The organism is Pseudomonas fontis (genome assembly GCF_028656955.1).
GTDB lineage: Bacteria > Pseudomonadota > Gammaproteobacteria > Pseudomonadales > Pseudomonadaceae > Aquipseudomonas > Aquipseudomonas fontis.
Genome location: NZ_JAMDGY010000086.1, coordinates 13,272 through 37,034, shown reverse-complemented (window position 1 = coordinate 37,034; position 23,763 = coordinate 13,272). Strand labels below are relative to the sequence as shown.

Below are 23,763 nucleotides of genomic sequence, written 5' to 3'. Positions count from 1 at the left end.
ATTTTATTGAGTCGGCGTCGGCTGCACTGGCCTCGGCGTGCTACTGGATCGGCATATCACTGAAAAGCGCCGAATGGCTCTCCTGCTTACCAAAGATCATGTCGTACTGGATTGCATGATAACGCTGGATTGACGGGTCTTCTTGCCCACGCCAGTGTTCGATCCATTGCCCATCTTCCTTGCGCAGCACACGGCGGTCGACCACCGGGAACGCCCGCGCTACATCCTGCAGTACACCGGAATAGAACGGGTGCTGGATATGCAGCTTGTTCATTATCACGCTCGGAAGCATGCTGGGGCTCAACAGTTTCTCAACCTGAGCACCCGACTGCGCTGGGGTAGAAGACCAGATCACCAGTGGCGTTTGATGCAGGTTCACATAATCACTCTGACTCAACTCATCGGACGCTGAGTTGCTGACGAGACCGGACTGTCGATAGGCAGACAGGTTCTTGCCCAGATAGGGCGTATGGTCGCCGAAAAAGACCAAAAGGCTGGGGCGCGAGCGTTTGCTCAATCGCTCAATCAACAACTTCAATGCGTCATCCGCATCGTGTACGCCTTGGCTATAGATCTGCACGGCATCGTGCTCATCCAGTTGCCCATCCAACTGCATGGAGACCATGGGTTGCGCATACCTGTCCTTTTCATAAGGACCGTGGTTTTGCATGGTAATGGCGAACAGCACCGTTGGTTGCGTGGTGGCTTCCAGGGTTTCATACAAACGATCCAGCAATGCCCCATCACCCGCAAATGGGCCACGGGCTGCAATGCCGGGCATATCTTCAAGCGCCATGAAATGGTCGAACCCCAGGTACCGGTAGACGTTGTCGCGGTTCCAGAAGTGCTTGTAGTAGGGGTGCATGGCCATGGTCGCATAGCCCTGAGCCTTCAGCGTCCAGATGATCGACGGGAGGTTCCTGTGCACATACTGTTGATACGGCACAGAGCCGACGGGCAGGAAGGCATTGGAGAAACCGGTAAGCAGCTCGAACTCCACATTCGAGGTGTTGCCACCTTGGCTAGGTGAAAAGATATCGCCGGAAGACAACGCACGTATGGTCGGCATGGGATCAGGGCTCAGGTGGACGCCCGGCAGACGTGTAGGGTCCCAGAAGGCCTCGCTCATGACGAAAATGATGTCTGGTCGTTGCTCATCACTTGCCGCAGCCGGCACAGCGGGAAGCTTGGCAACTTGCTCCAGCACGGTATCGACGGACAGGTCTGGCCGCTCGATCAGTGCGGACTCCATGTTCATGGCAAAGGCCAGGATAAATCCGTTCTGCCTGTAGTTTTCGACCTGAACCCAGGGCATGGCCTGAATCTTCAGCACGTCCTGCACAAACCGCTGACCGAAAGCGGTGTTGATACAGACCACCAGGGCAAGCACTGTCAACACGCTGCTTGCCAGCATCGGCCGCCCAGGCGCTGTGCCGCGCTGCTTGCGGAAGACCAGGCGAATGAGCCAAAGCGTCAAGGCAGTCAGCAGCAGGCCGCACCCGAGCACAACCATCAACTGCTGGGGCTTTTCATTGGCAAGCTCAGGCAGCAACTTGTAGATCTGCTCGGCAAAGATGAAATCCCAGGGATATAGCGGCTCTGAAAGATAGCCCAGTTTTTGCTGACTGATAATTGCTATCACTATGAGTGGCAGCGCCAATGGCAACATTGAGAAATAGCGCCGCCGCACTACGGTGTCGAGCAGAACAAACAGACTTGCCAACAACAGTGCCGTTACGCTCGCTTCGCGTATCGAGAGGGTCAGAAAGTTCAGCGTAACCAGGTTCAATCCAGCACACCATTCAACCAGGCATACCAGTAACACGGAGAAAGAAAGATAAATAAACGCTTCGCGTATAAAACGGAGTATACCGCTACTCACTGTTGCAATTTTGCTCACTGTGCAGAACCTGGCGATTAGAATATTGGAGGATGGCCGGCTGCGGATTTTATGTGCCTCACGGCAGAATTGCGAAATATTATTGCAACAATCCATCGATACCGCCTCGCCCCTCCAGCGGTGAGTTCGACATTTATCGCTCTGCCGTGCAAAAACCATCAGGCGGTGCGCCTCTCGCTCGAAGAGGCGCACACTTTCGACCGGAACAGCGTCTCGCTCCACCGCTCGTGGCGGCACCCAATACCCACGAGGCAAGGTGAAGCGTCAGGTCATGGGATCGCCGTCGCAAGCTGCTTGAGTACCGGAAGAATAATTGTCGACCCCACATATTTGGACGCCGCGGGTGTGAGGTGACCATAATCAACAACCAATAGCGACTTGCCATTATCTACCTTGGCAAGGCAAGCAGGCCCTTCACACAAGCGCTCAATCACAGAGATGTAGGTAATGTACTGTTTGCTCAACGTCTGGCCGAGCAAACCATCAGACGTCAGCATTCGTTGATCAAGCCCCTGATCAACAATATGGTCGCCATTGGACTTCCAGTGCCGCTTGGTCATGACCAACGGCAGCGACGGCCGCCATTGCGGGACCGGACCAACGAGTACAACGTTTTTGACACCCAATGTCTTCAAATGCCGGGCTATCTCATTCCAGTCGGTACCTTCGTGCGCGCTCGCTTGCGCCATGACCACCACGTCCGGTTTTAGCCTCGCCATTTCTTGCAAGGCAAAATCATTGGAGGCGTTGCAGGTCGCCTGAAACTCCAGCGTTGCAGAGTCATGCGTCAGCGACGCCCCGCAGGCCGATGAGGTGACCTGATAAAAAGCGACTCCCTCAGGCAAACTACTGCGAATACCCAGCGATAGGGCTTCCGCATGAGAGTCCCCCCACAAGAAGACTCCCCCCTCACCCTGCTTGCGCGTGCACGACGCGTCAATTTGACTGGAGCCTGAAGCGGCCAGCGTTTCATAGGTATTGCATTTCAACCAGTAGGCGTCTGTCAGGCCCTTGTGTAACGCTACATACTCATTGACGAACGCTGACTTCTCGCTAATACCTTCGCCACGCACATCGGAATCTACTCCGTCGCTCTTGTAGACAAACAGGCTAAATAGAACGAGTGCAACAACTCCAGTGACAGGGGCCGCTGCGCGGAGCCCCTGCGCGTGTTCAGCGCGTTTGCGCTCGATCAGCCAATAAGAGATACCCCCAAGTACGAGAGAGACGATCACGCCCAGCAGCATGCTGGTGACACTACTCAACCAGCCCGAGTAGCTCATGTACACCATCACCGGCCAGTGCCAAATATAGATCGAGTAGGAGTACAGGCCCACGCGCTGGAATACAGGATTGCCCGTGACCATGGAATCCTGTCGATTTGCCGCAATGACCATCACCGTCCCCACCACAGGCAGCAATGCGTAGTAGCCAGGCCACATGACCGCTTTGGAGATGACCACATACCCCAGCAAAATCAAGCCCAGCCCCAACCATTCCAGGGCCCGTTGATAGTTTTTACCGAGCGATAGCGGAAACAGGAAGGCCAGGCCACCGGCGCAGAGCTCCCAACTCCGTGAAGACAACAAGTAGAAGGCGCGCAGGCCAAAGAGTTTCGTCAGCAACAATAGTGCAACGGGGTAGATCAGGTAGAACTGCCACTCCACCGACAGTGACCAGGTATGCAGAAGCCAGCGCTCATTCAGGCTGGCAGTGAAATACCCCAGCCCTTTCAAGTAGGTGACGTTCGAATAGAAGCCCAGGCTGCTCAGCACATGCTTGGCCATTTCCTTGTATTCAGCCGGGAGTAGACTCATCCAGCCAAACACCATCAATGTGCAGCACATGACCGCCAACACCGGCACGATACGTTTCACCCGGGCAATGTAAAAGCGACGCAGGCTAAACGTATGTGCCTTGACCCCACGACAAATAATTGCCGTCATGAGGTATCCCGAAATCACAAAAAATACATCCACACCGGCAAAGCCGCCCGGCAGCCACATGGCGTTGAAGTGGTAGATCACAACCGCCAGTACCGCGAGCGCTCTTAAACCGTTTATGTCTTTTCTGAATTCCATTGCTCGCTACCCGGCACTCACTGCCTGCTAATTACTTGGCTTCACTCACACTCGATCGGTGTAGCCAGCTGTCCTGTTTTCCTGCGGACGGGATGGTACAGGATTTTTCAAACGCCGGCCTCGCTCCTCGGCGGCGATCACCCACGACGCAACGGCGCTGTCAATGAAACGCACGTCAGCACTTGCACCAGCTACAAACACGAACACCATAACAATTCACCTTTAAATAAACCCTGTATCCATTCAACCGCGACGTCATTGCGCTAAAAAACATGGTTACAAGTTGGACCCATCATCACCACAGCGCTACACACATAGCCACCGTTCACTCGATGCCATAGAAACATGACTGACCAACGCCCACCTATTCCTATTTAAGGTCCGTTCGAGCCCCTTCTCGGTGTAGTAATGATTTGTAGCAGATGCCGAAATTAATGCGGTAAACGCCTTATGCTCAGCGCGAACGCCACTCAGATAGCTAATAAAGCCGCTCGTTTGGGCACTATTTTCGTCATCGGCAAGCCAATCAAGCACCAGAGTGTTGGTAGCGATGTCCCTCACTGCGGCTAGCGGCTGAACCAGAATTCGCTCGATATCGTTGCGCATCGCTTCGATGCTCGACGGTAGCGCCTGCTCCAACAGGTAGCTCTGGGCCAGACGGTTGACAACCACCGTATAGATACCGACCACGATCAAAATACTGACCACTAAGGCGGAGCCCATACTCAGGATCAATTGCCATTGAATACTGCGTTGCCAGAACTGCATGAAGCCCCCAAAAAGGATGAAAGGCTGTATTACTGCACTAGCCGAGCCCTGGGGAAGTAGATACCCGATAACCATAGGTTTAGAAGTGATGTTGTAGTAACGTACCGCATGGCTCCTGGTAAATTGCAGATGATGTTTGTTTCACACCACCCGCAACCCATTTAGCAGAATATGTATTTACAATTACGTTGCCGATGCGCGTTTAACCGTGCATCGGTGCGATTTCCATCCATGAAATGGATAGTCTCGCCGCAGCTATCCGTACAAGACAGTGAATGCGTTACTAACAATTTACAGGTGCCACTCCAAATTCAGAAATGGTGTATTGGCCTCGGTACCCGCTGTGTCGGATGAGCTGCTACCATACTTATTTTTCCAATATTCGTAGCCCACCCCGGCAAAGAAGGTATCTTTCTTGCCGAAAGCAATCTGGCCCACGTCCACCAGTAATGCGGCGTGCACAAGCGTCTCGCTCACAGTGTCATTACCGAAGCCGTCCTTACCCTTTGGGGGGATGAAGTTGGCGAAACCTTTGAATTTGAGCGGTACCGATCCGAGCTGAAATGGAATGCCCCAGGCGGTTTCCAAATAAAAAGTGTCATCGAAGCGGACATCGTGCTCCTCGGCGAATGGCAAGCCATTGTGGTTTTTTTCGGAGCGGTACATCACACTGAAGTCCCAGAAACCTGGTACATCGAAGTTGATGGTTGGGCCGATAACGAGCATGCGCTTTGCGGGAGCGAAATCGGTGTTTTTGGTGTTCAAGTCCACGCCACCCGATAGCGACCAGTCGCGAACGGGCCCCCATGTAAAGTTCTGGCCGGAAATCTTATTTAGTGAAAGCTGATGACGATAGACCACATAGAACTCCGTCGCGCCATCGCTGCTGCCTTCGGCGGGATCGGCACTGTCGGAAAATAGCACCTGAACATTTAGGAAGTTGCTGCCGTACTGGTAGCCATCAACATGAGTGAATTCGAATATGCTCTTGGCGATTCCATCATCGATACCGGGCTCGCTAAAGCGAGCACCATACAAATAACTGATGGAATTATCGCTCCAATCGGCCGCACTCACGGACATTGCAGCACCCAGCAATAGAGTACTACTGACGAAGGCCTGACGGACAAATAACTTGCAGTTCTGCATTTTCTATTCCTAGATTATTAGCCCCTATCGACCAATAGGAACTCATTGTTTTTATATTTGCCGAGGAAATCTCACAGGCGTACATACAGCCTTATTCAGCGAGCCGCTCTTAAATTTGCTCAGGGTAAAACTATCAACATTCCGACCAAGAAGTCTTCAGCCAAAGGACCCAGTCAATGAAGTCGGGCAGTGACCCACATAAAAACCGAATCACTTTTCAAGTAGCCTTGCTATGCTCAGGCATGAGCAAGCGCGGGCAACCTTGGGAGAGAGCGCTCTACCAGGGTCGCACTACAAGCAATAAAAAGTAACTCGGCGATGTTAAAGCGGAGCAACTATTCCACCGAGTTACAAAAGCAGCACTTTATTTGCACTGCTGTGGATGAGATTCAGTCTTTTAAGCTCCGCCGCGGAAACATGACACTCCCCACGCCGTCAACTTGAATGGCAAGTGGTAGTGCTGGCGGATGTCGTCTAAGCCAAATTGGTATATCAACACATCCAGGAACGGCACTTCGGGCAGTATTGCGCCTTGCTCACGATAGAAGTCGGCGACTTCCAGGCGCACTTCATAACCACCTTGAGTGAAACGTTCGGCCAGCTCACTCAACTCAACCAGCAGGCCGTTGGCTGCAATTCGACCGGCACATACCAACCCGCCGTCCGTCCGTCGGACCGTTACTCGCAGACCCTGGGCGACCTTACCGCTGGCGACATCCACTACGTGGATGGAAACGCCTCCATTCATTTCCAGAAGCCGACGTGAGCCTTGGAGGCTTCGTCTTCCAGCATTGGCCCGAATACCGGAATCTGCCGTTGACCACGAGCAAACACTTCGCGGCAAGGTAGCGAAAACGTAGGATTTTCTGGATGGTCGCCGGTCAGACCCAACAATGCATGCTCTGACAACGCATAGACCACTCGACCGATACCAGTCCAATAAATCGCCCCTGCGCACATGCAGCAGGGCTCGGCGCTGGTGTACAGAGTACATTTGGCGAGAGCCTCTGGAGTCAACAACTTGGCGGCTTTAGCGGCAGCGGCTAGTTCTGCGTGCTGGGTTGGATCACCTTCGGGCGGCATCGAGTTGTTGCCAGCGCTGGCAATTATTTTCCCGTCCTGGTCGGCTACCAGTGCTGCGAATGGATGACGACCACGCTCCTTGGACTCTTCGGACATCTGGATCGACTGGCGCAACAACTCCAGATCAAGTTCGGTGATGCCGGCAGGAGCAAGTGGGGCAAAAACGGTCATAACGACTTCCTTATTTTGTTTAAAGGTTCCCCTCTCCCACCTGGCAGAGGGGATGAAAATCAGCATTCAGTCGGCCAGTTCAACGTTACCTGCGACCGGAGTCATCGCCTTCTTTTGCGGGTTGAGAAGAATATTCAGGATGATTGCGGTGATCGCACCGAGGAAGATGCCGCTTTCGAGAATCAGCTTGAGGGTACCGCTGGCGTGTTCGAACAACGCTGGGAAGGACATTGGCAACACCCCGACGCTAACCGAAACCGCGACGATGATGCCGTTGCGGGTGCCTTCGAATTGGACGCGCGACAGTTCTTGGATGCCGGCCACAGTAGTCATGCCAAACATCACGATGGCACACCCGCCGAGTACGGGGGTTGGCACCGCTGCGATGAGCGCACCTAGCTTTGGAAACAGCCCCATCACCACCATGATTGCGCCAGCGGCAGCTACCACATACCGGCTCTTTACGCTGGAGAGTGCAATCAATCCAGTGTTCTGGGTGAAGGCGTTATAAGGAAAGCTGTTGAACAAGCCCCCGAGCATGGTCGACAGGCCGTCGGCACGGAATGCATTACCAAGAGTGAGTTGAGTAGTGGGCTTGTCGACGAGTTTACCGATGGCCAAACAGTTACCAGTGGTCTCAGCCATGATCACCAGCATCGCCAGCGTCATCACCAGAATTGGCATCAGCGAGAACTCCGGCGCACCGAAAGCCATGGGTGGGCTGAGTTCGAACCAGGCTGCAGTACCAACCTGACTGAAGTTGGTCATGCCGCAGGCCGCTGCAATCAAACTCCCGACGAAAAGACCGATCAATACGCTGAGGTTGCCGAGAAAGCCGGAGAATTTGGCGTAAATAACCAGCGTCACAGCAACCGTTGCAAACCCGAGTAGCAGATTGGACGGTGCGCCGAATTCAGCGGAACCAGGGTTACCTCCGCCTAGCCAGATCGCCGCAGCGGGCATTAGCGAAATACCGATGATAGTGATCAAGCTGCCGATCACCACTGGCGGAAAAAAACGCAGCAGGCGACTGAAGATCGGCGCCAAAGCAATGGTGATCGCCCCTGCCGCTATTACCGCACCAAACACTTCGGTGAGGCCGAACTCCTTGCCAATCATGATCATCGGCGCCAAGGCAATGAACGAGCAGCCCTGGATCATTGGTAGACGCGCACCAAACTTCCAAAACCCGAGGGTCTGGATCAACGTGGCGATCCCGGACGTTAGCAGGTTGGCGTTGATAAGCATCACCACCTGAGCCGAAGTCAGCCCGAGTGCACTGCCCAGAATCAACGGCACCGCCACCGCGCCTGCGTACATCACCAGCACATGCTGTAGGCCGTAGGTAAACAATTGGCGCCAAGGTAAGACTTCGTCCACCGGATGTACCCTTTTAATGCTCATGTCGCATGTCTCCTGAGGTGCAGCTTTTATTGTTGTTGGGGGCATCCCGGTGGCCGGTGAACAGGATGCGGAGCCCGGCAGGACCTACTGACGTCGAGGGGTATAATTTAGCGTTGCAGACGATAAGACAAATTAGTAGCTATCGATCAGCTCGATGGATGCTCCCTTGCGCAATATGGTTTCACGTTGCAGGATCAGTTCAGCGATAGCCCTTTCCACCACCGGTTTTGATAAGGCGTAAAACATTGCGATTTTCTCTGGACCAACTGCAAATGTTTGTGGATTCCGTAAAGGCCGGTTCGTTTTCTGGGGCGGGGCGTAAGCTGGGGAAAACTCAATCCACAATCAGCGCCGCAATCGCTAACCTGGAAACGGATCTGGGCGTGGAACTATTCGACAGAAGCAGTCGAAACCCGGTCCTCACCGCCAGCGGGCAAAAGTTGCTGATTCAAGCCGAAGCGGTGTTGGAGCGTTGCCTGACTCTCGAGGCTCATGCCGATTGTCTGTCCGAAACCTTAGAACCCAGCTTGACCCTGGCGATTGAAACACCGTACGGGCCGATCATGCCGGTACTCAAGGATTTCGAGTTGGTCTTCCCCTATGTTGACCTGATCATTCGCCATCCCGTCCACGGCGATGTCAGCGAGCTGGTAGCTCAAGGTGAAGCTGTGCTAGGCGTCGCATTCTCGCAACCGGGATATCCTCAGGAACTGGCATTTCAGCAGTTGGGAAAATTGATCATGTTGCATGTATGTCACCCCCAACATCCGCTGGCCCAGATGGAGTCGGTGACGTTCGATGATCTGCATGTACATCGTCGGCTAGCGTTCACTGCACATGCCAGCAAACTGCCCAGCAGCGAGTATTTGCGGTCAACCCAGTTGTGGCAGGCAGAAAGTTACCTGGCTTTATTGGAAATGGTTCGAGCGGGCTTTGGGTGGACGACCTTGCCGCGTCAACTGATTCAACGCGAACTGGCTCGGGGTGAGTTGGTAGAGCTCCAACTCTCGGCATATCCCCACACTGACTGGCAGATCGGAGTGGATTTGCTGTGGGCTCGTCAACGCCCCCTAGCGAAGGCTGAGCAATGGTTGAAGGCGCGGCTACAAACAAACAAAGTTTTCGAGCTTGATCGTAATGGGCAGACGACTACGTTGTGAGTCGCTTGCTTATTGTAGTCCCCTCGAAGGGCCATTAAGCGAGGTGTGATGGTTTGGGCAGACATTGCGACTGAAGCGCAACTGCCTTTTCACAAGCACTGGGAGCACACCATGGATGAAAAAGCCCCTATCACAGCCGACACTTTTCACAGCCTGCCGCTCTTTATCCAGATGTGGTCAGCCGCCGGCGACGGGAACCCGGCCGGAACACGGAACGAGCACAACGGGGTTACTTTCTACGAAACAATCGCACCCGGTTCAGTCAGCTCGGCCTCTCGTCACTTCGCCCAAGCCTCTTCGGCCTGCCATCGCGCGAACACTCAACACTCTTGGTAGACTATGCCACCTCTGTTTTTGAGACGGATATGAGCGGCCCCAGTCGCCAGCCCGTCGGCTTTCTTTCCTACCCTGCTCCTTGCCTCGATTGTCGATGGTACAAGTGACATTGTCGGTGGCTGCTCCACCGATGTAGCAAAGAAACGCCCAAAAACACCCATGAATTGGTACAAAACACGTTGAACGAAATGCCCCTAGATTCCGCTTCAAACCCAGCAACCACGCGGCCTGAGCCGTCCCGGCGCTTCAGCGTTGCGCCCATGATGGATTGGACTGACCGCCATTGCCGGTTCTTCCTGCGCCTGCTCTCGCGCAATGCCCTGCTCTACACCGAGATGGTCACCACCGGCGCCCTGCTGCATGGCGACGCCGAACGCTTCCTGCGCCATGACGAGGCCGAGTACCCGTTGGCCCTGCAACTCGGCGGCAGCGTGCCGGCTGACTTAGCAGCCTGCGCCCGCCTGGCCCAGGCCGCCGGCTACAACGAAGTGAACCTCAACGTCGGCTGCCCCAGCGACCGCGTGCAGAACAACATGATCGGCGCCTGCCTCATGGGCCACCCGGCGCTGGTCGGCGATTGCGTCAAGGCCATGCTCGATGCCGTCGAGATCCCGGTCACGGTCAAGCACCGCATCGGCATCAATGGCCGCGACAGCTACGCCGAGCTCTGCGATTTCGTCGGCCAGGTACGGGACGCCGGTTGCCGCAGCTTCACCGTGCACGCGCGCATCGCCATCCTCGAAGGCCTGTCGCCCAAAGAGAACCGCGAAATCCCACCACTGCGCTACGACATCGCCGCACAGCTGACCAAGGACTTCCCCGACCTCGAGTTCATCCTCAACGGCGGCATCAAGACCCTCGCCGAATGCCAGGAACACCTGCAGACCTTCGATGGCGTGATGCTCGGTCGCGAGGCCTATCACAACCCGTATGTACTGGCCGAAGTCGACCAACAGCTGTTCGGCAGCGATGCCCCGGTCATCACCCGCAGTGAAGCCCTGGCCAAGCTGCGCCCGTACATCGCCCGGCACCTGGAAAGCGGCGGCGCAATGCACCACGTGACCCGCCATATCCTCGGCCTGGGCACCGGCTTCAACGGCGCGCGCAAGTTCCGCCAACTGCTCTCGGTGGACATCCACAAGAGCAAGGACCCGCTCGCCCTGCTCGATCAGGCTGGCGAGTTGCTGCAAGGGCGCTAGGAACCTGCGCCCGGTTCGACACTCCAAGCTTCATCCCATTACCCCCGCCTGCCAGCGCGGCCCTTGAGCGGCTGGCAACGCTCGGGTAATGTCGTCGAACCGCACAGGACAGAGCACGCTCATGACTTCCAAGCTGGAACAACTCAAGCAGTTCACCACGGTCGTCGCCGACACCGGCGATATCGACGCCATCAGCCGGCTCAAGCCGGTCGACGCCACCACCAACCCCTCCCTCCTGCTCAAAGCCGCGGCCATGCCGGGCTACGCCGACCTGCTCAATGAAGCCGTCGCCGTCAGCAAGGGCGATGTGGGCCTGGCGTGCGATACGTTCGCCGTCTCGGTAGGCAGCGGCATCCTGAAAGTGATCCCCGGGCGCATCTCCACCGAAGTGGACGCCCGCCTGTCCTTTGACCAGCCGGCCCTGCTGGCCAAGGCGCGCCAGTTGATCGCGCTGTACGACAAGGCTGGCATCGGCCGCGATCGCGTACTGATCAAGCTGGCCTCCACCTGGGAAGGCATCCGCGCCGCCGAGGTGCTGGAGAAGGAAGGCATCCAGACCAACCTGACGCTGCTGTTCTCCTTCGCCCAGGCCCAAGCCTGCGCCGATGCCGGGGTGTTCCTGATTTCGCCGTTCGTGGGCCGGATCTACGACTGGTACAAGAAATCGACCGGCATTGAATATGTCGGCGCCGAAGACCCGGGCGTGCAATCGGTTACGCGCATCTACGACTACTACAAGACCAACGGCTACAACACCGTGGTGATGGGCGCCAGCTTCCGCAATATAGGCCAGATCGAAGAGCTGGCCGGGTGCGATCGCCTGACCATCAGCCCGGAGCTGCTGCAACAGCTGAGCGACGACCAGGGTGAGCTGGCTCGCAAGCTCAAGCCAGGCAATAAGGGTGAAGCACGCCAGACACTGAGCGAAAGCCAGTTCCGCTGGGCATCGAACGAAGATGCCATGGCCACCGAGAAGCTGGCCGAAGGCATTCGGCAGTTTGCGCGGGACCAGGAGAAGCTTGAGGCGTTGCTGGCTGCAAAGCGCTGATACAACTCCGGGTTGCCAGCGGCTGGGGGAATCCGGACTATCCTCTGTTGGCCTTCAGGGCCCCATCGCGGGACCAGCTCACCCCCACAAGTACTGTATGCACAGGGCCTTTGTGGGAGCGGGCTGGTCCCGCGATGCTTTTCAATTCGCCACACGAGTGATTGATGTCCGATAGTCCCGTATTGCCGCTGGTTCTGGCCGGCCCTCTGCTGCGCCGCCTCGAGCCCGCGCGCATGGTGCTCTGGCTCGTCGCCTCGCAGCCCCTGCAACCTGAACTGCAACTGTTCTGCCCAGGCCAAAGCGCCTTCAGCGCCCCGCTCGATTGCACGATCATTCCCATTGGTCGCCACGCCTTCGTGCACCTGATCGATGCGCAGCTGGAGCACCCGCTGCCCTGCGACGTCATCCTCGAATACGACCTGCGCCTCGCCGGGCAAGGCATCGCCGAATGGGCACCGCACCTGCTGTATGACGGCGCAGCGCGGCCCAACTTTGTCCTGCGTGAACGTATCGACCACCTGTTGCACGGCTCGTGCCGCAAACCTCACCACCCGGCTGCGGACGGCCTGCTGTGTGCCGACCGCCTGCTCAGCGAGCCGCACGCTGCAAGCGAGCGCCCTGCCTTGCTGATGATGAGCGGCGACCAGGTCTACGCCGACGACGTTGCCGGGCCCATGCTGCACGCCATCCATGCGCTGATCGAACGGCTCGGCCTGTTCGACGAGCACCTCGAAGGCACGGTGGTGGAAAACAGCCACCGGCTGTATCAGCACCCGGCCAGTTATTACCATCGCGGCGACCTGCTGCCCGCCCTCAAGAGCAACGAAACCCTGCGCGAGCGCTTCTTTGGCGGTGTGCGCAAGCCGATCTTCACCAGCAGCAACGCCGACAACCACCTGGTGACCTTCGCTGAAGTCATGGCCATGTACCTGCTGGTCTGGTCGCCGGTGCCATGGCGCCTGGTATCGGGCCCTGGCCCGGCTCTGAGCGCCGAGCATCAGGCCCGCTACCGGGTCGAGCAAACCGCTATCGATGGCTTTGTCAGCGGCCTGGGCGGCGTAGCGCGGGTGCTCGCCCACCTGCCCAGCCTGATGATCTTCGATGACCACGACATCACCGATGACTGGAACCTCTCGGCGCAATGGGAAGAAACGGCCTACGGCCACCCTTTCTCCCGACGCATCATCGGCAATGCGCTGATCGCCTACCTGCTGTGCCAGGGCTGGGGCAACAACCCGGACGCGTTCAGCGCGCCGCTGAAGCAGTGCCTGGCCCTGAGCAGCAGCGCCGATGCCAACGGTTTTCTCGATGGCGCGCAGCAAGACCAATTGATCAAGGACCTGCTGCGCTTTCAGGAATGGCAGTTCGTCCTGCCCAGCACGCCCGCCCTGCTGGTGCTCGACACCCGCACCCGCCGCTGGCGCAGCGAGAGCAACCTGAAAAAACCGTCGGGTTTGCTGGACTGGGAAGCCCTGAGCGAAGTGCAACAGGCCCTGCTCGACCACCCCTCAGCCATCATCGTCTCCCCGGCGCCGATTTTCGGGGTCAAGCTGATCGAGGCGGTGCAGCGGGTGTTCAGCACCTGCGGCTACCCGCTGCTGGTGGATGCGGAAAACTGGATGGCCCATCGCGGGGCTGCGCAGGTGATCCTGAATATCTTCCGCCACTCACGCACACCGGGGCACTACGTGATTCTGTCAGGCGATGTGCACTACTCGTTCGTGTATGAGGTGAAGATTCGCCATCGCCAGAACAGCCCGCACCTCTGGCAGATCACCAGCAGCGGCATCAAGAATGAGTTCCCGCGACGCTTGCTGGACACCTTTGATCGCCTCAACCGCTGGCTCTATTCGCCGCGCTCACCGCTGAACTGGTTTACCAAGCGCCGGCTGATGCAGGTAACCCCTCGCACCCCCAGCCACAGCAAAGCCGGCGAGCGCCTGTGGAACAGCGCCGGGCTCGGCCAGGTGTTTTTCAACGCGCAGGGGCAACCGGAGCGGATTTTCCAGCTCAACGCCGACGGCTCGCCGCCGACCGAGTTTCCTCGTCAGCGTGAGCAGTAGGTACGGGGAGTGATCGCCCGGCGCGGCAGGTTTTGCGCGCCCGGGCAGTCGATCAGGTGCGCTCCAAGGCGCTCACCAGGTCGTGGAAGGCTTCACGGTTGGAATCGTTCAGACCCATGAGGATCTTGTGCGCTTCCAGCACCTTGGCCTTCACCACGTCTTCGTTCTGGTCCTGGGACGGCAGATCAGTCAGGCACTCGGTGCACGGGATCGGCCGGCCGACGATGTTGAACACCTGATCGAAGCCCATCGATTGCAACAGGCGAGTGATGTCGTCGTGGGTGGTGACCACGGTCGGCAACAGGCCCACTTTTTGCCGGGACAGGATCGACAGCTTGGCCAGCAGGCCGAGTGTGGTGCTGTCGATGCTTTGGGTTTCTGTAAGATCGATGACGATCGCCGAAAAATTCAGCGCCGTGAAGATCTTTTCAATCGTTGCATCCAGCGCTGAACACAAGGTCAGACGCACTTCACCGACAAACTTCAGAACAAAGGTGCCGTTCTGCTCGGCGAACTGGATTCTACCAGTACTCATTGAAGGTTCCTGCTCAACACCAATAGGGCGATATCATCCGGCATCTCCCCAAGCGTAGCTAATTTGAATCGTTGGCGCAGCCCATCCAGGCTACCACCTGCAGCCTTGATGATTTCAGGCAAGGCCGCCTCTTTATCTTTGAGTGTGTCACCCGGCAAAAGGTCCAGAATGCCATCAGACATCAATGTCAGGCTGAATTGCTCAGGCAGCTCCAGGACGTGGTCCTGGTAGGTTGCCTCTTCAAACAGCCCGACCGGCAGGCCACGACCTTCCAGGTAGCGGGCTTGGCCCGGCGAGTAGAGAACCGGCAGCGGCAAGTGCCCGCCGATGCTGTACGTCATCAGGCCAGTGTCTTCGTCAATCACGCCACCGACCATGGTCACATGCTTGCCCAGCTTGCAGTTGATCAAGCCACGGTTGATGTGGCCAAGCACTTCCGAAGGCTTGAAATCGCGCAAGGTGCCGCTGCGTTTGAATTCAAACAGCAGGCGGGTGGTCATGAACTTCAGCAGCACGGTGACGAAAGCTGAAGACGCACCATGCCCGGACACGTCGGCGAGGTAGAACGCAATGCGGCGCTCGTCGACACGGAAGTAATCGGTAAAGTCGCCCGACAGGTACAGCGACGGGATGATCTGGTGCTCGAATTTCAGGCCATCGGCTACCCAGGGGCTCTCCGGCAACATGTTCATCTGCACCTGGCGCCCGGCGTTCTGGTCTTCCTGCAACAGGTGCAGGCTGGCCTCGAGCTCGCGGTTGGCGGTTTCCAGCTTGTCGCGGTAACGCTGGTTTTCCTGCAGCAGGTGGGCACGGTCCAGCGCACGACGCACCGAATGCTCCAACACAGCGAGGTCTTCCAGGGGCTTGATCAGGTAGTCGGCAGCACCCAGGCGCAGGGCTTCAACGGCATCATTCATCACGCCTGCCCCGGACACCACGATCACCGGCAGATCAGGCGCACGCTCGGTCACCTGACGAATCAGCTCCAGGCCGCCCATGTGCGGCATGCGCAGATCGCAGATCACTAGATCGGGCTGGTCCTGCTCGAATACATGAAGGCCCTGCTGGCCGTTGCTTGCCTGCAGGACGCTGAAACCGCTGTCTTCCAGGTAGGCGGCGAGGCTCGCACGCACTACGTCGTCGTCATCGATTATCAGCAGCGTTGCACTGGTTTTCTGCATGTGGGCAAACGGCGCCAGAATTAGGTTGGCGTAGGTGGCTCTATCGGAGCACACGTACTGGATTCGCTTCTAGCCACTCTTCCATTTTTGTTGTAGGACAGAAAGGCCTGCCCGGCAAACAGTAGAGGTGCCCTGTAAGGCGCAGACGGTACTCCCATCCGTCAGGCGTTTCAAGCATGCACCGATGGTCGCCTGTGCTCTTTACAGCGTAAATCACCGGGAGTTATAAAAACCCTATCTATCGCAACCCAATGGAAGGATCAGGGCATGAGCCAGAACCACGTGGACTACAGCGAGAAGCGTGATTTCATACGGATGCGGGTAGATACAGAGGTCGAGGTGATACAGGCCGGAGAGGTGATTGCAGCGGTGTGCCTGGACCTGTCCGCCAGCGGCATGCAGATACAGGCGCCACGGACCTTCCAGGTGGGCGATGAGCTGCAGATAAAGCTGGATTCGGACCACCCTGCCCTGGCCGGGCTAGATGTCAGCACCCGGGTGGTGTGGATCGCCAGCCATGCCGAGGGGCAGCAGAAGCTGGGATTAAAGATCATTTCGATGCGCTGAAAAAAGGCGGCCTGTTGGCCGCCCTTTTTATGTAACACGCAATTAGAAGTCGTCTTTGACTTCGCCGTCCTTGACCTTGAATTCGCGGTTCTGCAGGTAGGCATTGCGAATGAAGGTGTACTTGTCGCCACGAATCAGCTTCTCGGAAGACAGCAGTTGCGCACGGCCGTTGACCGCGTCCAGCGCCAGCATGCTGTTGCGAGTCGGCACATGGTTGATGTAGCGGTACGGTTCGGTGAAGGTGTCCGGGTACTTGGCCACGGTATCGCGCACGGTACTCGGGCCAAACAATGGCAGCATGACGTAAGGACCGCTGCTTACACCCCAGTAGCCCAGAGTCTGACCGAAGTCTTCATCGTTGCGCTGCAACCCCATCTTGGTGCCAACGTCGAAGAAGCCAGCCAGACCGAAGGTGGTGTTGAAGATCAAGCGCGCGGTATCGACACCTGCCGCCTGCGGCTTGAGCTGAAGCACGTTGTTGGCCAGGTTGGTCACTTCACCCAGGTTGCGGTACATGTTGTTGATACCGTCCTGCAGGAACTGCGGGGTAACGAACTGGTAGCCCTGGGCCAGCGGCTTGAACGCGTAAGTGTCGACGGTGTCGTTGAAACGGAAGATCGGGCGGTTGACGCTCTCCCACGGGTCTTCTTCGGTTGCCGCCTGGGCAGCGAACGGAACCATGAGCAAACCAGCACAGATAGCTACCCGGCTCATTTGATCGATCACACCAGTACCGATCCCACGCATACACACTCTCCTGAACATTCATGATGGCAAGGCGCCGAGGCGCCTTCTGGCCAAAAAGGAAGCAAGTATAAAGCTTCCCTCCAGATTAGGCAGCTTCCCACAGTCTGCGTACTAAAAATGTGAAGAACTGTGTGTCATTGCAACGTCATCGAACGGTCATGGGTTGGCGGTAGTGTCGAACGTTATTTTAAAGGGATGTTGCCATGCCACACGCTCCGGCTTTCACCGCCCTGCTGTTCAGCCTGCGTGGCTGCCTGGTCGACTTTGGCGCGCGCTGCCAGGCCCCGGGCGAGCACGCCCAGCCCACCCCGGGCGCGTTGCAGTCGCTGAGCTGGCTGAACGAGCAAGGCGTGCCTTGCGCCTGGCTGGACGAAGTGCCCGAGGCACTCGGCCAACACCTGAGCCAACCGTTGCCGGCCTGGGTGAATGCCATACCCACCAGCCACGGCGAGCCCTGGCCGGCGCCGGACGCCTGCTGGCAAGCACTGATGCAGCTCAAGGCGACCCAACTGGAAGGCTGCGTGCTGGTCAGTGGTGAGCCGCGACTGCTGCAATCAGGGCTCAATGCCGGGCTGTGGACCGTGGGCCTGGCCGCCTGCGGCCCGCTGTGCGGGCTCTCCGCCAGCCAGTGGCAGGCGCTTGAACCCAAGGAACGTGAGCACAAGCGCGGCAAGGCTACCGTGCAGCTGTACAAGCTCGGCGTGCATTCGGTGATCGACCACCTGGAAGAACTGGGCGACTGCCTCGCCGATATCGCCCAGCGCCGGCACAAGGGTGAAAAACCCTGACACAGCCCCATTGATCAGGGTCATGCAAAGCGCCGCGACGTGGATTACTCTGATGGACAGGGCATGGACCTTTCGCCGCCCGGCGGGGTCCATGGCTGTGCCTATTCATAAAGGGAGATCACCCATGCCTGCCCGCGAACTGCAAGAGCAACTCGACACCTTGCGCGAGCAACTGGAGCAAAACCCGCCGCTCTCGCTGGAAGAGCGCGATCATCTGCAAGAACTGATGCAGCAGATTGAAGCGGAAATGAAACTTGAAGCCGCCACCCCGGACAACAACCTGGTCGATGGCGTCAACCTGGCCGTGGAACGCTTCGAAGTGGAGCACCCAAGCCTGACCGCCACCTTGCGCAGTATCGTCCAGAGCCTGCAAAGCATGGGCATCTGAACGAACAACCACTAAAAAGCCCCGTATTGACGGGGCTTTTTCGTTACTGGCGAACCAGTCGCAGGTTTTGCAAGGTGATGGTTTCAGTGCTGCGGTACGGGTTGATGTCCAGGCCACCGCGACGTACGTAGCGGGCATACACGGTAAGCGTTTGCGGGTTCAGCAAACGCTTGAGGTCCAGGTAGATGCGTTCGACGCACTGCTCATGGAAGTCGGCATGCTGGCGGAAGCTGATCAGGTAGGTCAGCAGGCTGGCGTGATTCAGCGCCGCGCCACGGTAGTGGACCGCCACGCTGCCCCAGTCCGGCTGGCCGGTGACCGGGCAGTTGGATTTGAGCAGGTGGCTGTGCAGCGTCTCTTCGACCACGCGGCCGCTATCGCACTGCAGCAACTCGGGCTGTGGTTGCTCGTAGTTGCTGATGCTGACGTCCAGGTCGTCGATGCACACGCCCGGCAGGCCAACCACGCCCTCGCCCTGCACTTCGCCCAGGCTGCGAATGCGCACACCGACCGGCTTGCCAGCAGCCGCCGACAAGTCTTGCACCAGGCACGCCTCAAGCGCCGCGATCGAGGCGAATTCGGTCTGGTTCAGCGAGTTCAGGTACAGCTTGAACGACTTGGATTCGATGATGTTCGGCGAATCGGCGGGAATGGCGAATTCACCGATGGCCACCACCGGCTTGCCCGAAGGCAGCAACCAGGACAGCTCGAAGCAGTTCCAGAAGTCCACGCCCAGCCATGGCAGGGTCTGCGCGGTGACGCCCAGCTCGGCCCATTTGGCGGTACGCGGGATCGGGAACAGCAGCGATGGCGTGTAGGTGGCGACGTATTCGCTGGACTTGCCCAGCGGGGAATGTTCGGCGGCGGGGTGCATGGCTCAAACCTGAAGGACGAAATTGCCCTAGTTTACCGGGTTCGAGCCCTGCGTTGGCTATTGCGCGATGGTCAGTTTGCCGACCATGCCCGCCTGGTAGTGGCCCGGCACGTTGCAGGCAAACTCGATGGCGCCGGGTTTGCTGAAGGTCCAGGTCAGTTCGCCCTGCTTGCCGGGGTCGACCATGACCATGTTCGGGTCATCGTGCTTCATCGCACCCCCCGCCATCTTGCTGTGGTCCATGCTGCCGTGGCCCATTGCCGAATGGTCCATCTGGCCTTGCATGGCGAGCATTTCCTGCTGGTGGCGAGCATGCATGGTTGCATCACCCAGGTTGAACTCGTGGGGCACCTGGCCCTTGTTGGTAACGACGAAACGCACCGTCTCACCGGCCTTGACCGTCAGGTCGCCGGGCTCGAAATACATGTCACCGAGCACTACCTGCACGGTGCGCGTGGCCTTGGCGGCGGGGGCTGGCTGGCCGAAGGCGAACTCGTGCCCAGGAGCCGCCAGCACCGGCAAACTCAACACAGACAAAGCAGCAGCGAAAATCAGACCTTTCATACAGCGAACCTCACTTGTATCGCATCGATAGGCCTTCACTGTAGAAAGTCCCGACTGGCATCTACCTGACGAAAAGATTACAACTTTGTCAGCTTCACCCTGCGCCGTCTTCCAGACGGTATAACGCCCTGGACCCACTGCCACCGAGCGCCCCATGAAACTGCTGATCGTCGAAGACCAGGCCAAGACCGGCCATTACCTGTGCCAAGGCCTGAGCGAAGCGGGCTTCAGCACCGAGCTGGCGACTGAGGGTGATACCGGCCAGCACCTGGCCCTGAGCGGCGATTACGACCTGCTGATCCTCGACGTGATGCTGCCCGGTCGCGATGGCTGGCAGATCCTCCAGGCGGTGCGCGAAGCCGGGCTGGAGATACCGGTGCTGTTCCTCACCGCCCGCGATGCCGTGGAAGACCGGGTACACGGCCTGGAACTGGGCGCGGATGATTACCTGGTCAAGCCATTCGCCTTCTCCGAGTTGCTGGCCCGGGTGCGCACACTGCTGCGCCGTGGCGCCAGCCCGACCCAGGAAACCACCCTTGGCCTGGCCGACCTGCGCCTGGACCTGATCCGTCGCCGCGTCGAGCGCGCCGGCCAGCGCATCGACCTGACCGCCAAGGAATTCGCCCTGCTCGAACTGCTGCTGCGCCGCCAGGGTGAAGTGCTGCCCAAGTCACTGATCGCCTCGCAGGTGTGGGACATGAACTTCGACAGCGACACCAACGTGATCGAAGTGGCGATCCGCCGCCTGCGCCTGAAGATCGACGACGCCCATGAGCACAAGCTGATCCACACGGTGCGTGGCATGGGCTATGTGCTTGAAGAGCGTGCCGCCTGATGCCGCGGCTGTCCCTGAGTGCTCGCCTGGCGCTCTTGTTCGCCGCCTGCACGGCGGTGGTTTCGCTGCTGGCGGGGGTATTGTTCAGCCGCGCCAGCGAAGCGCACTTCGTCGAGCTGGACCAGCAACTGTTGAACGGGCGAGTTGCCCAGTTCCAGCGCTTGCTCGACGGCGTACACAACCGTGACGACCTGACCACGCGACTGCCAGAGGTGCAGGCCGAGCTGAGCCACCAGGCCGACCTGGCACTGCGCGTTCGCGGCCAGGATGGCCAGGTCTGGTTCGACAGCCGCCCCGGCCTGCCAGACGCCCCGGCAAGCGCCGGCCTGGCGACGCTGCACGCCAACGGCATGGACCTGCGCAGCCTGGGCGTGCCGCTGGCGACCGAGCAAGCGCAAGGCCCGCAACTGACACTGCTGCTCGACATCACCCACCACCAGCATTTCCTGCAACGCATGCAGGGGCTGATCTGGCTGACCGTCGGGCTGTCGGCATTGGCGACCGCGCTACTGGGTGCCTGGGCCGCACGCAGTGGCCTGCGCCCGCTGCGGCAGATGGGCGAAGTGGCAGACAGCGTGTCGGCCCGCTCGCTCACCACCCGCCTGCCGGCGGCGCAGATGCCGGCCGAACTTGCCGACCTGGCGCACACCGTGAACGCCATGCTGGAACGCCTGGAAGACGCCTTCCAGCGCCTGTCGGCGTTCTCCGCCGATATTGCCCATGAACTGCGCACGCCGCTGTCCAACCTGCTGACCCATACCCAAGTGACCCTGACCCGCCCACGCAGCCTGGATGAATACCGCGAAGCGCTGCACGGCAACCTGGAAGAGCTGCAATGGATGGCGCAACTGGTCAACGACATGCTCTACCTGGCCAAGGCCGACCACGGCCTGCTGATGCCTAGTCGCGAGCCCCTGGCCCTGGAGGTCGAAGCCGACGCGCTGCTCGAGTACTACGCGCCCCTGGCGGAGGACGCGCACATTCGCCTGCACCGTGAAGGCCAGGCCGCACTCACCGGCGACCGCCACATGCTGCGCCGCGCGCTGTCCAACCTGGTCGACAACGCCCTGCGCTTCACCCCGGCAGGTGGCGAGATTCGCATCGAAATTGCGCAAAAGGCCAGGCACTTGCAATTGCAGGTGGCAAACAGTGGTACGCCGATTGATGCCGCCCTGCTGCCTCGCCTGTTCGACCGTTTCTACCGTGCCGACCCGGCCCGCCATGAAGGCAGCAGCGAGCATGCCGGCCTCGGCCTGGCGATCACCCAGTCCATCGTCCGCGCCCACCAAGGCAGCATTCGCGCGAGCAGCGAAGGCGGCTGGACGCGCTTCGTCATCGAGCTGCCAAACAGGTAATTGGCGACAGGCCTTTATTACACTTTTAAGAATGCTTATCATCTGCATCCTTTTTCGGGAGCAGTCAGGATGAGCTCACCTTCATCGTCGCCCAACGCCCATGTCGGCCAGCTGTACCAGCACCATCACGTATGGCTGCAACACTGGCTGCGCCGGCGCCTGAGTTGCCCGCAGCGGGCCGCCGACCTGATGCAGGACACCTTCGTGCGCATCCTCGCCTCCTCCGAGGCGCTGGAGCTGGTGCGCCTGCTGCGCGAGCCGCGCAGTTACCTGGCCACCGTGGCGCGGCGGGTGATGATTGATTTCTTCCGCCGCCAGCAGTTGGAGCAGGCGTATCTGGAGGCTCTCGCCGCGCAACCGGCGTACGAGGAAATTTCCCCGGAGGAGCGCCTGCTGATTCTGGAAACCCTGCGCGAGGTCGACCGCCTGCTGGCAGGCTGCGGCGCCAAGGCGCGTCAGGCGTTTTTGATGGCCAACTGGCTCGGCATGACCTACGGCGAAATCGCCAGCGCCCTGGGCGTGTCACTCAGCATGGTCAAGAAGTACATGATCAAGACCACCGAACGCTGCCTGTTGATGGCCTATGACGAGCAACCATGAGCATTGAAACCCTGCGTGCAGCGCAGCGCCAGGCCCTGATGGATGCCGCGCGCTGGCATGTGCAACTGACCGCCGGTGACGGCTCGGACGACCTCGCCAGTGCCTGGCAGGGCTGGCTGGCCAGCAGCCCGCAGCATGCCTGGGCCTGGGACCGGGTCGAACAGTTGCACGGGCGCCTGGGCAGCGTGCCCGGCGGCCTGGCCTTCGATGCCTTCAAGCGGGCCGAGTCACACGGCCTGCCGCGCCGCAGCCTGCTCAAGGGCCTGATGATTGCCAGCGGCGTGGGCCTGGGCGGCTGGGCCAGTTACCGCAGCCAACCGGCGCAGGCCCTGCTCGCCGACGTGCACAGCGCCACCGGCGAGCTCCGCAGCCTGACCCTGGAAGATGGCAGCCGCCTGACGCTGGACACCGCTTCAGCGGTCGATCTGCGTTTCGATGAGCAGCAACGCCTGATTCGCCTACGCCAGGGGCGGATCCTCCTGACCAGCGCCAAGGACCCGCAGCAACGGCCGTTGCGGGTAGAAACCGCCGAAGGTTGGGTGCAGGCGCTAGGCACGCGTTTCAGTGTCAGCCAGCAAACCCAGCGCAGCGAAGTAGAAGTCTTCGAGCATGCCGTGCTGATCACCCCGCAGCACGGCCCCGCACACAAGGTCGAAGCGGGCGAGTCCGCGCTCTTCAGTCGCGAACACGTTGAAAAACCACACACGCTGGCTGCCGCGCAGGCGAGCTGGGCGCAAGGCCAACTGATCGTCGACAACTGGCGCCTGGAAACGCTGATCGACGAACTGGGGCGCTACCGTCCTGGCCTGCTGTCGTGCGATGAATCACTCCGGCACCTGCGCGTTTCCGGCAACTTCTCGTTGACCGACACCGACGCGGCGCTTTCGGCACTCTCCCATTCGCTGGATTTACGCATCGAGCGATTCAGTCGTTATTGGGTGCGGGTACTGCCTGCCTGAAAAAAATG

The 23,763-nt window shown here is 59.0% G+C and carries 22 protein-coding genes and 1 pseudogene; 11 read left to right on the top strand and 12 right to left on the bottom strand.

The window, feature by feature from the left end:
- Positions 1-40: 40 nt before the first annotated feature.
- From M5G11_RS22750 to M5G11_RS22720, 7 genes and pseudogenes are all read right to left on the bottom strand, one after another.
- Positions 41-1,789, bottom strand: coding sequence for an LTA synthase family protein (locus M5G11_RS22750; RefSeq protein ID WP_273910361.1), 1,749 nt, complete (start codon positions 1,787-1,789; stop codon positions 41-43).
- A 380-nt stretch (positions 1,790-2,169) separates the two neighbouring features.
- Positions 2,170-3,981: an acyltransferase family protein gene (locus tag M5G11_RS22745; RefSeq protein WP_273910360.1), complete on the bottom strand. Its 1,812-nt coding sequence runs from the start codon at positions 3,979-3,981 to the stop codon at positions 2,170-2,172.
- A gap of 366 nt (positions 3,982-4,347) precedes the next feature.
- Positions 4,348-4,749, bottom strand: a pseudogene (locus tag M5G11_RS22740) (chemotaxis protein); the annotation flags it as partial.
- Between the two features lie 291 nt (positions 4,750-5,040).
- Positions 5,041-5,898 (bottom strand): hypothetical protein, encoded by an 858-nt coding sequence (locus M5G11_RS22735; RefSeq protein ID WP_273910359.1) that lies wholly within the window; start codon positions 5,896-5,898, stop codon positions 5,041-5,043.
- A 397-nt stretch (positions 5,899-6,295) separates the two neighbouring features.
- Positions 6,296-6,646: a hydroxyisourate hydrolase gene (locus tag M5G11_RS22730; RefSeq protein ID WP_273910358.1), complete on the bottom strand. Its 351-nt coding sequence runs from the start codon at positions 6,644-6,646 to the stop codon at positions 6,296-6,298.
- Positions 6,643-7,152: a nucleoside deaminase gene (locus tag M5G11_RS22725; protein WP_273910357.1), complete on the bottom strand. Its 510-nt coding sequence runs from the start codon at positions 7,150-7,152 to the stop codon at positions 6,643-6,645. Before M5G11_RS22725 ends, M5G11_RS22730 begins: the two co-directional genes overlap by 4 nt.
- Before the next feature lie 66 nt (positions 7,153-7,218).
- The gene (locus M5G11_RS22720) at positions 7,219-8,556 is read right to left on the bottom strand and encodes a nucleobase:cation symporter-2 family protein (RefSeq protein ID WP_273910356.1); all 1,338 of its coding nucleotides are present in this window, start codon (positions 8,554-8,556) and stop codon (positions 7,219-7,221) included.
- A gap of 245 nt (positions 8,557-8,801) precedes the next feature.
- Here M5G11_RS22720 and M5G11_RS22715 point away from each other — a divergent pair, with 245 nt between their 5' ends.
- The 4 genes from M5G11_RS22715 to M5G11_RS22700 all read left to right on the top strand — a co-directional run bounded on the left by M5G11_RS22715 (position 8,802) and on the right by M5G11_RS22700 (position 14,362).
- Positions 8,802-9,716, top strand: a complete 915-nt coding sequence (locus M5G11_RS22715) for a LysR family transcriptional regulator (RefSeq protein ID WP_273910355.1) — start codon at positions 8,802-8,804, stop codon at positions 9,714-9,716.
- Between the two features lie 524 nt (positions 9,717-10,240).
- Positions 10,241-11,251 (top strand): tRNA dihydrouridine(20/20a) synthase DusA, encoded by a 1,011-nt coding sequence (gene dusA / locus M5G11_RS22710; RefSeq protein ID WP_273910353.1) that lies wholly within the window; start codon positions 10,241-10,243, stop codon positions 11,249-11,251.
- 121 nt (positions 11,252-11,372) lie between these two features.
- Complete coding sequence (gene tal, locus M5G11_RS22705) at positions 11,373-12,299, top strand: transaldolase (protein ID WP_273910352.1); 927 nt, start codon at positions 11,373-11,375, stop codon at positions 12,297-12,299.
- A gap of 164 nt (positions 12,300-12,463) precedes the next feature.
- Positions 12,464-14,362, top strand: coding sequence for an alkaline phosphatase D family protein (locus M5G11_RS22700; RefSeq protein ID WP_273910351.1), 1,899 nt, complete (start codon positions 12,464-12,466; stop codon positions 14,360-14,362).
- 52 nt (positions 14,363-14,414) lie between these two features.
- Here M5G11_RS22700 and rssC read toward each other — a convergent pair whose 3' ends face one another.
- Both rssC and rssB read right to left on the bottom strand, forming a co-directional pair.
- Positions 14,415-14,897, bottom strand: a complete 483-nt coding sequence (gene rssC, locus M5G11_RS22695; RefSeq protein WP_273910349.1) for an anti-sigma factor antagonist RssC — start codon at positions 14,895-14,897, stop codon at positions 14,415-14,417.
- Positions 14,894-16,078, bottom strand: a complete 1,185-nt coding sequence (gene rssB / locus M5G11_RS22690) for a two-component system response regulator RssB (protein ID WP_273910348.1) — start codon at positions 16,076-16,078, stop codon at positions 14,894-14,896. The genes rssC and rssB overlap by 4 nt, the downstream gene beginning before the upstream one ends.
- 267 nt (positions 16,079-16,345) lie before the next feature.
- Between rssB and M5G11_RS22685 the strand changes: the two genes are divergently transcribed.
- Positions 16,346-16,645: a PilZ domain-containing protein gene (locus M5G11_RS22685; RefSeq protein WP_273910346.1), complete on the top strand. Its 300-nt coding sequence runs from the start codon at positions 16,346-16,348 to the stop codon at positions 16,643-16,645.
- Between the two features lie 42 nt (positions 16,646-16,687).
- Here M5G11_RS22685 and M5G11_RS22680 read toward each other — a convergent pair whose 3' ends face one another.
- Positions 16,688-17,392, bottom strand: coding sequence for an MlaA family lipoprotein (locus M5G11_RS22680; RefSeq protein WP_273910344.1), 705 nt, complete (start codon positions 17,390-17,392; stop codon positions 16,688-16,690).
- Positions 17,393-17,595: 203 nt separating this feature from the next.
- Here M5G11_RS22680 and M5G11_RS22675 point away from each other — a divergent pair, with 203 nt between their 5' ends.
- Both M5G11_RS22675 and M5G11_RS22670 read left to right on the top strand, forming a co-directional pair.
- Positions 17,596-18,180: an HAD superfamily inactivated hydrolase PcrP gene (locus M5G11_RS22675; RefSeq protein WP_273910342.1), complete on the top strand. Its 585-nt coding sequence runs from the start codon at positions 17,596-17,598 to the stop codon at positions 18,178-18,180.
- Positions 18,181-18,304: 124 nt separating this feature from the next.
- The gene (locus M5G11_RS22670) at positions 18,305-18,568 is read left to right on the top strand and encodes a DUF4404 family protein (RefSeq protein ID WP_273910340.1); all 264 of its coding nucleotides are present in this window, start codon (positions 18,305-18,307) and stop codon (positions 18,566-18,568) included.
- Between the two features lie 43 nt (positions 18,569-18,611).
- On the opposite strand, the gene queF is transcribed toward M5G11_RS22670, so the two are convergent.
- Complete coding sequence (gene queF / locus M5G11_RS22665) at positions 18,612-19,442, bottom strand: NADPH-dependent 7-cyano-7-deazaguanine reductase QueF (RefSeq protein WP_273910338.1); 831 nt, start codon at positions 19,440-19,442, stop codon at positions 18,612-18,614.
- Positions 19,443-19,499: 57 nt separating this feature from the next.
- Positions 19,500-20,006, bottom strand: coding sequence for a cupredoxin domain-containing protein (locus M5G11_RS22660; RefSeq protein ID WP_273910335.1), 507 nt, complete (start codon positions 20,004-20,006; stop codon positions 19,500-19,502).
- A gap of 154 nt (positions 20,007-20,160) precedes the next feature.
- Here M5G11_RS22660 and M5G11_RS22655 point away from each other — a divergent pair, with 154 nt between their 5' ends.
- From M5G11_RS22655 to M5G11_RS22640, 4 genes are all read left to right on the top strand, one after another.
- Positions 20,161-20,841: a heavy metal response regulator transcription factor gene (locus M5G11_RS22655; protein WP_273910333.1), complete on the top strand. Its 681-nt coding sequence runs from the start codon at positions 20,161-20,163 to the stop codon at positions 20,839-20,841.
- Positions 20,841-22,196, top strand: a complete 1,356-nt coding sequence (locus M5G11_RS22650; RefSeq protein ID WP_420793802.1) for a heavy metal sensor histidine kinase — start codon at positions 20,841-20,843, stop codon at positions 22,194-22,196. Before M5G11_RS22655 ends, M5G11_RS22650 begins: the two co-directional genes overlap by 1 nt.
- Before the next feature lie 69 nt (positions 22,197-22,265).
- A complete protein-coding gene (locus M5G11_RS22645) occupies positions 22,266-22,796 on the top strand; it encodes a sigma-70 family RNA polymerase sigma factor (RefSeq protein ID WP_273910331.1) in 531 nt (176 codons plus the stop codon).
- Positions 22,793-23,755 carry a FecR domain-containing protein gene (locus tag M5G11_RS22640; protein ID WP_273910329.1) on the top strand — a complete coding sequence of 321 codons (963 nt, stop codon included), beginning with the start codon at positions 22,793-22,795 and terminating at the stop codon, positions 23,753-23,755. Before M5G11_RS22645 ends, M5G11_RS22640 begins: the two co-directional genes overlap by 4 nt.
- The last annotated feature ends 8 nt before the right edge of the window (positions 23,756-23,763 follow it).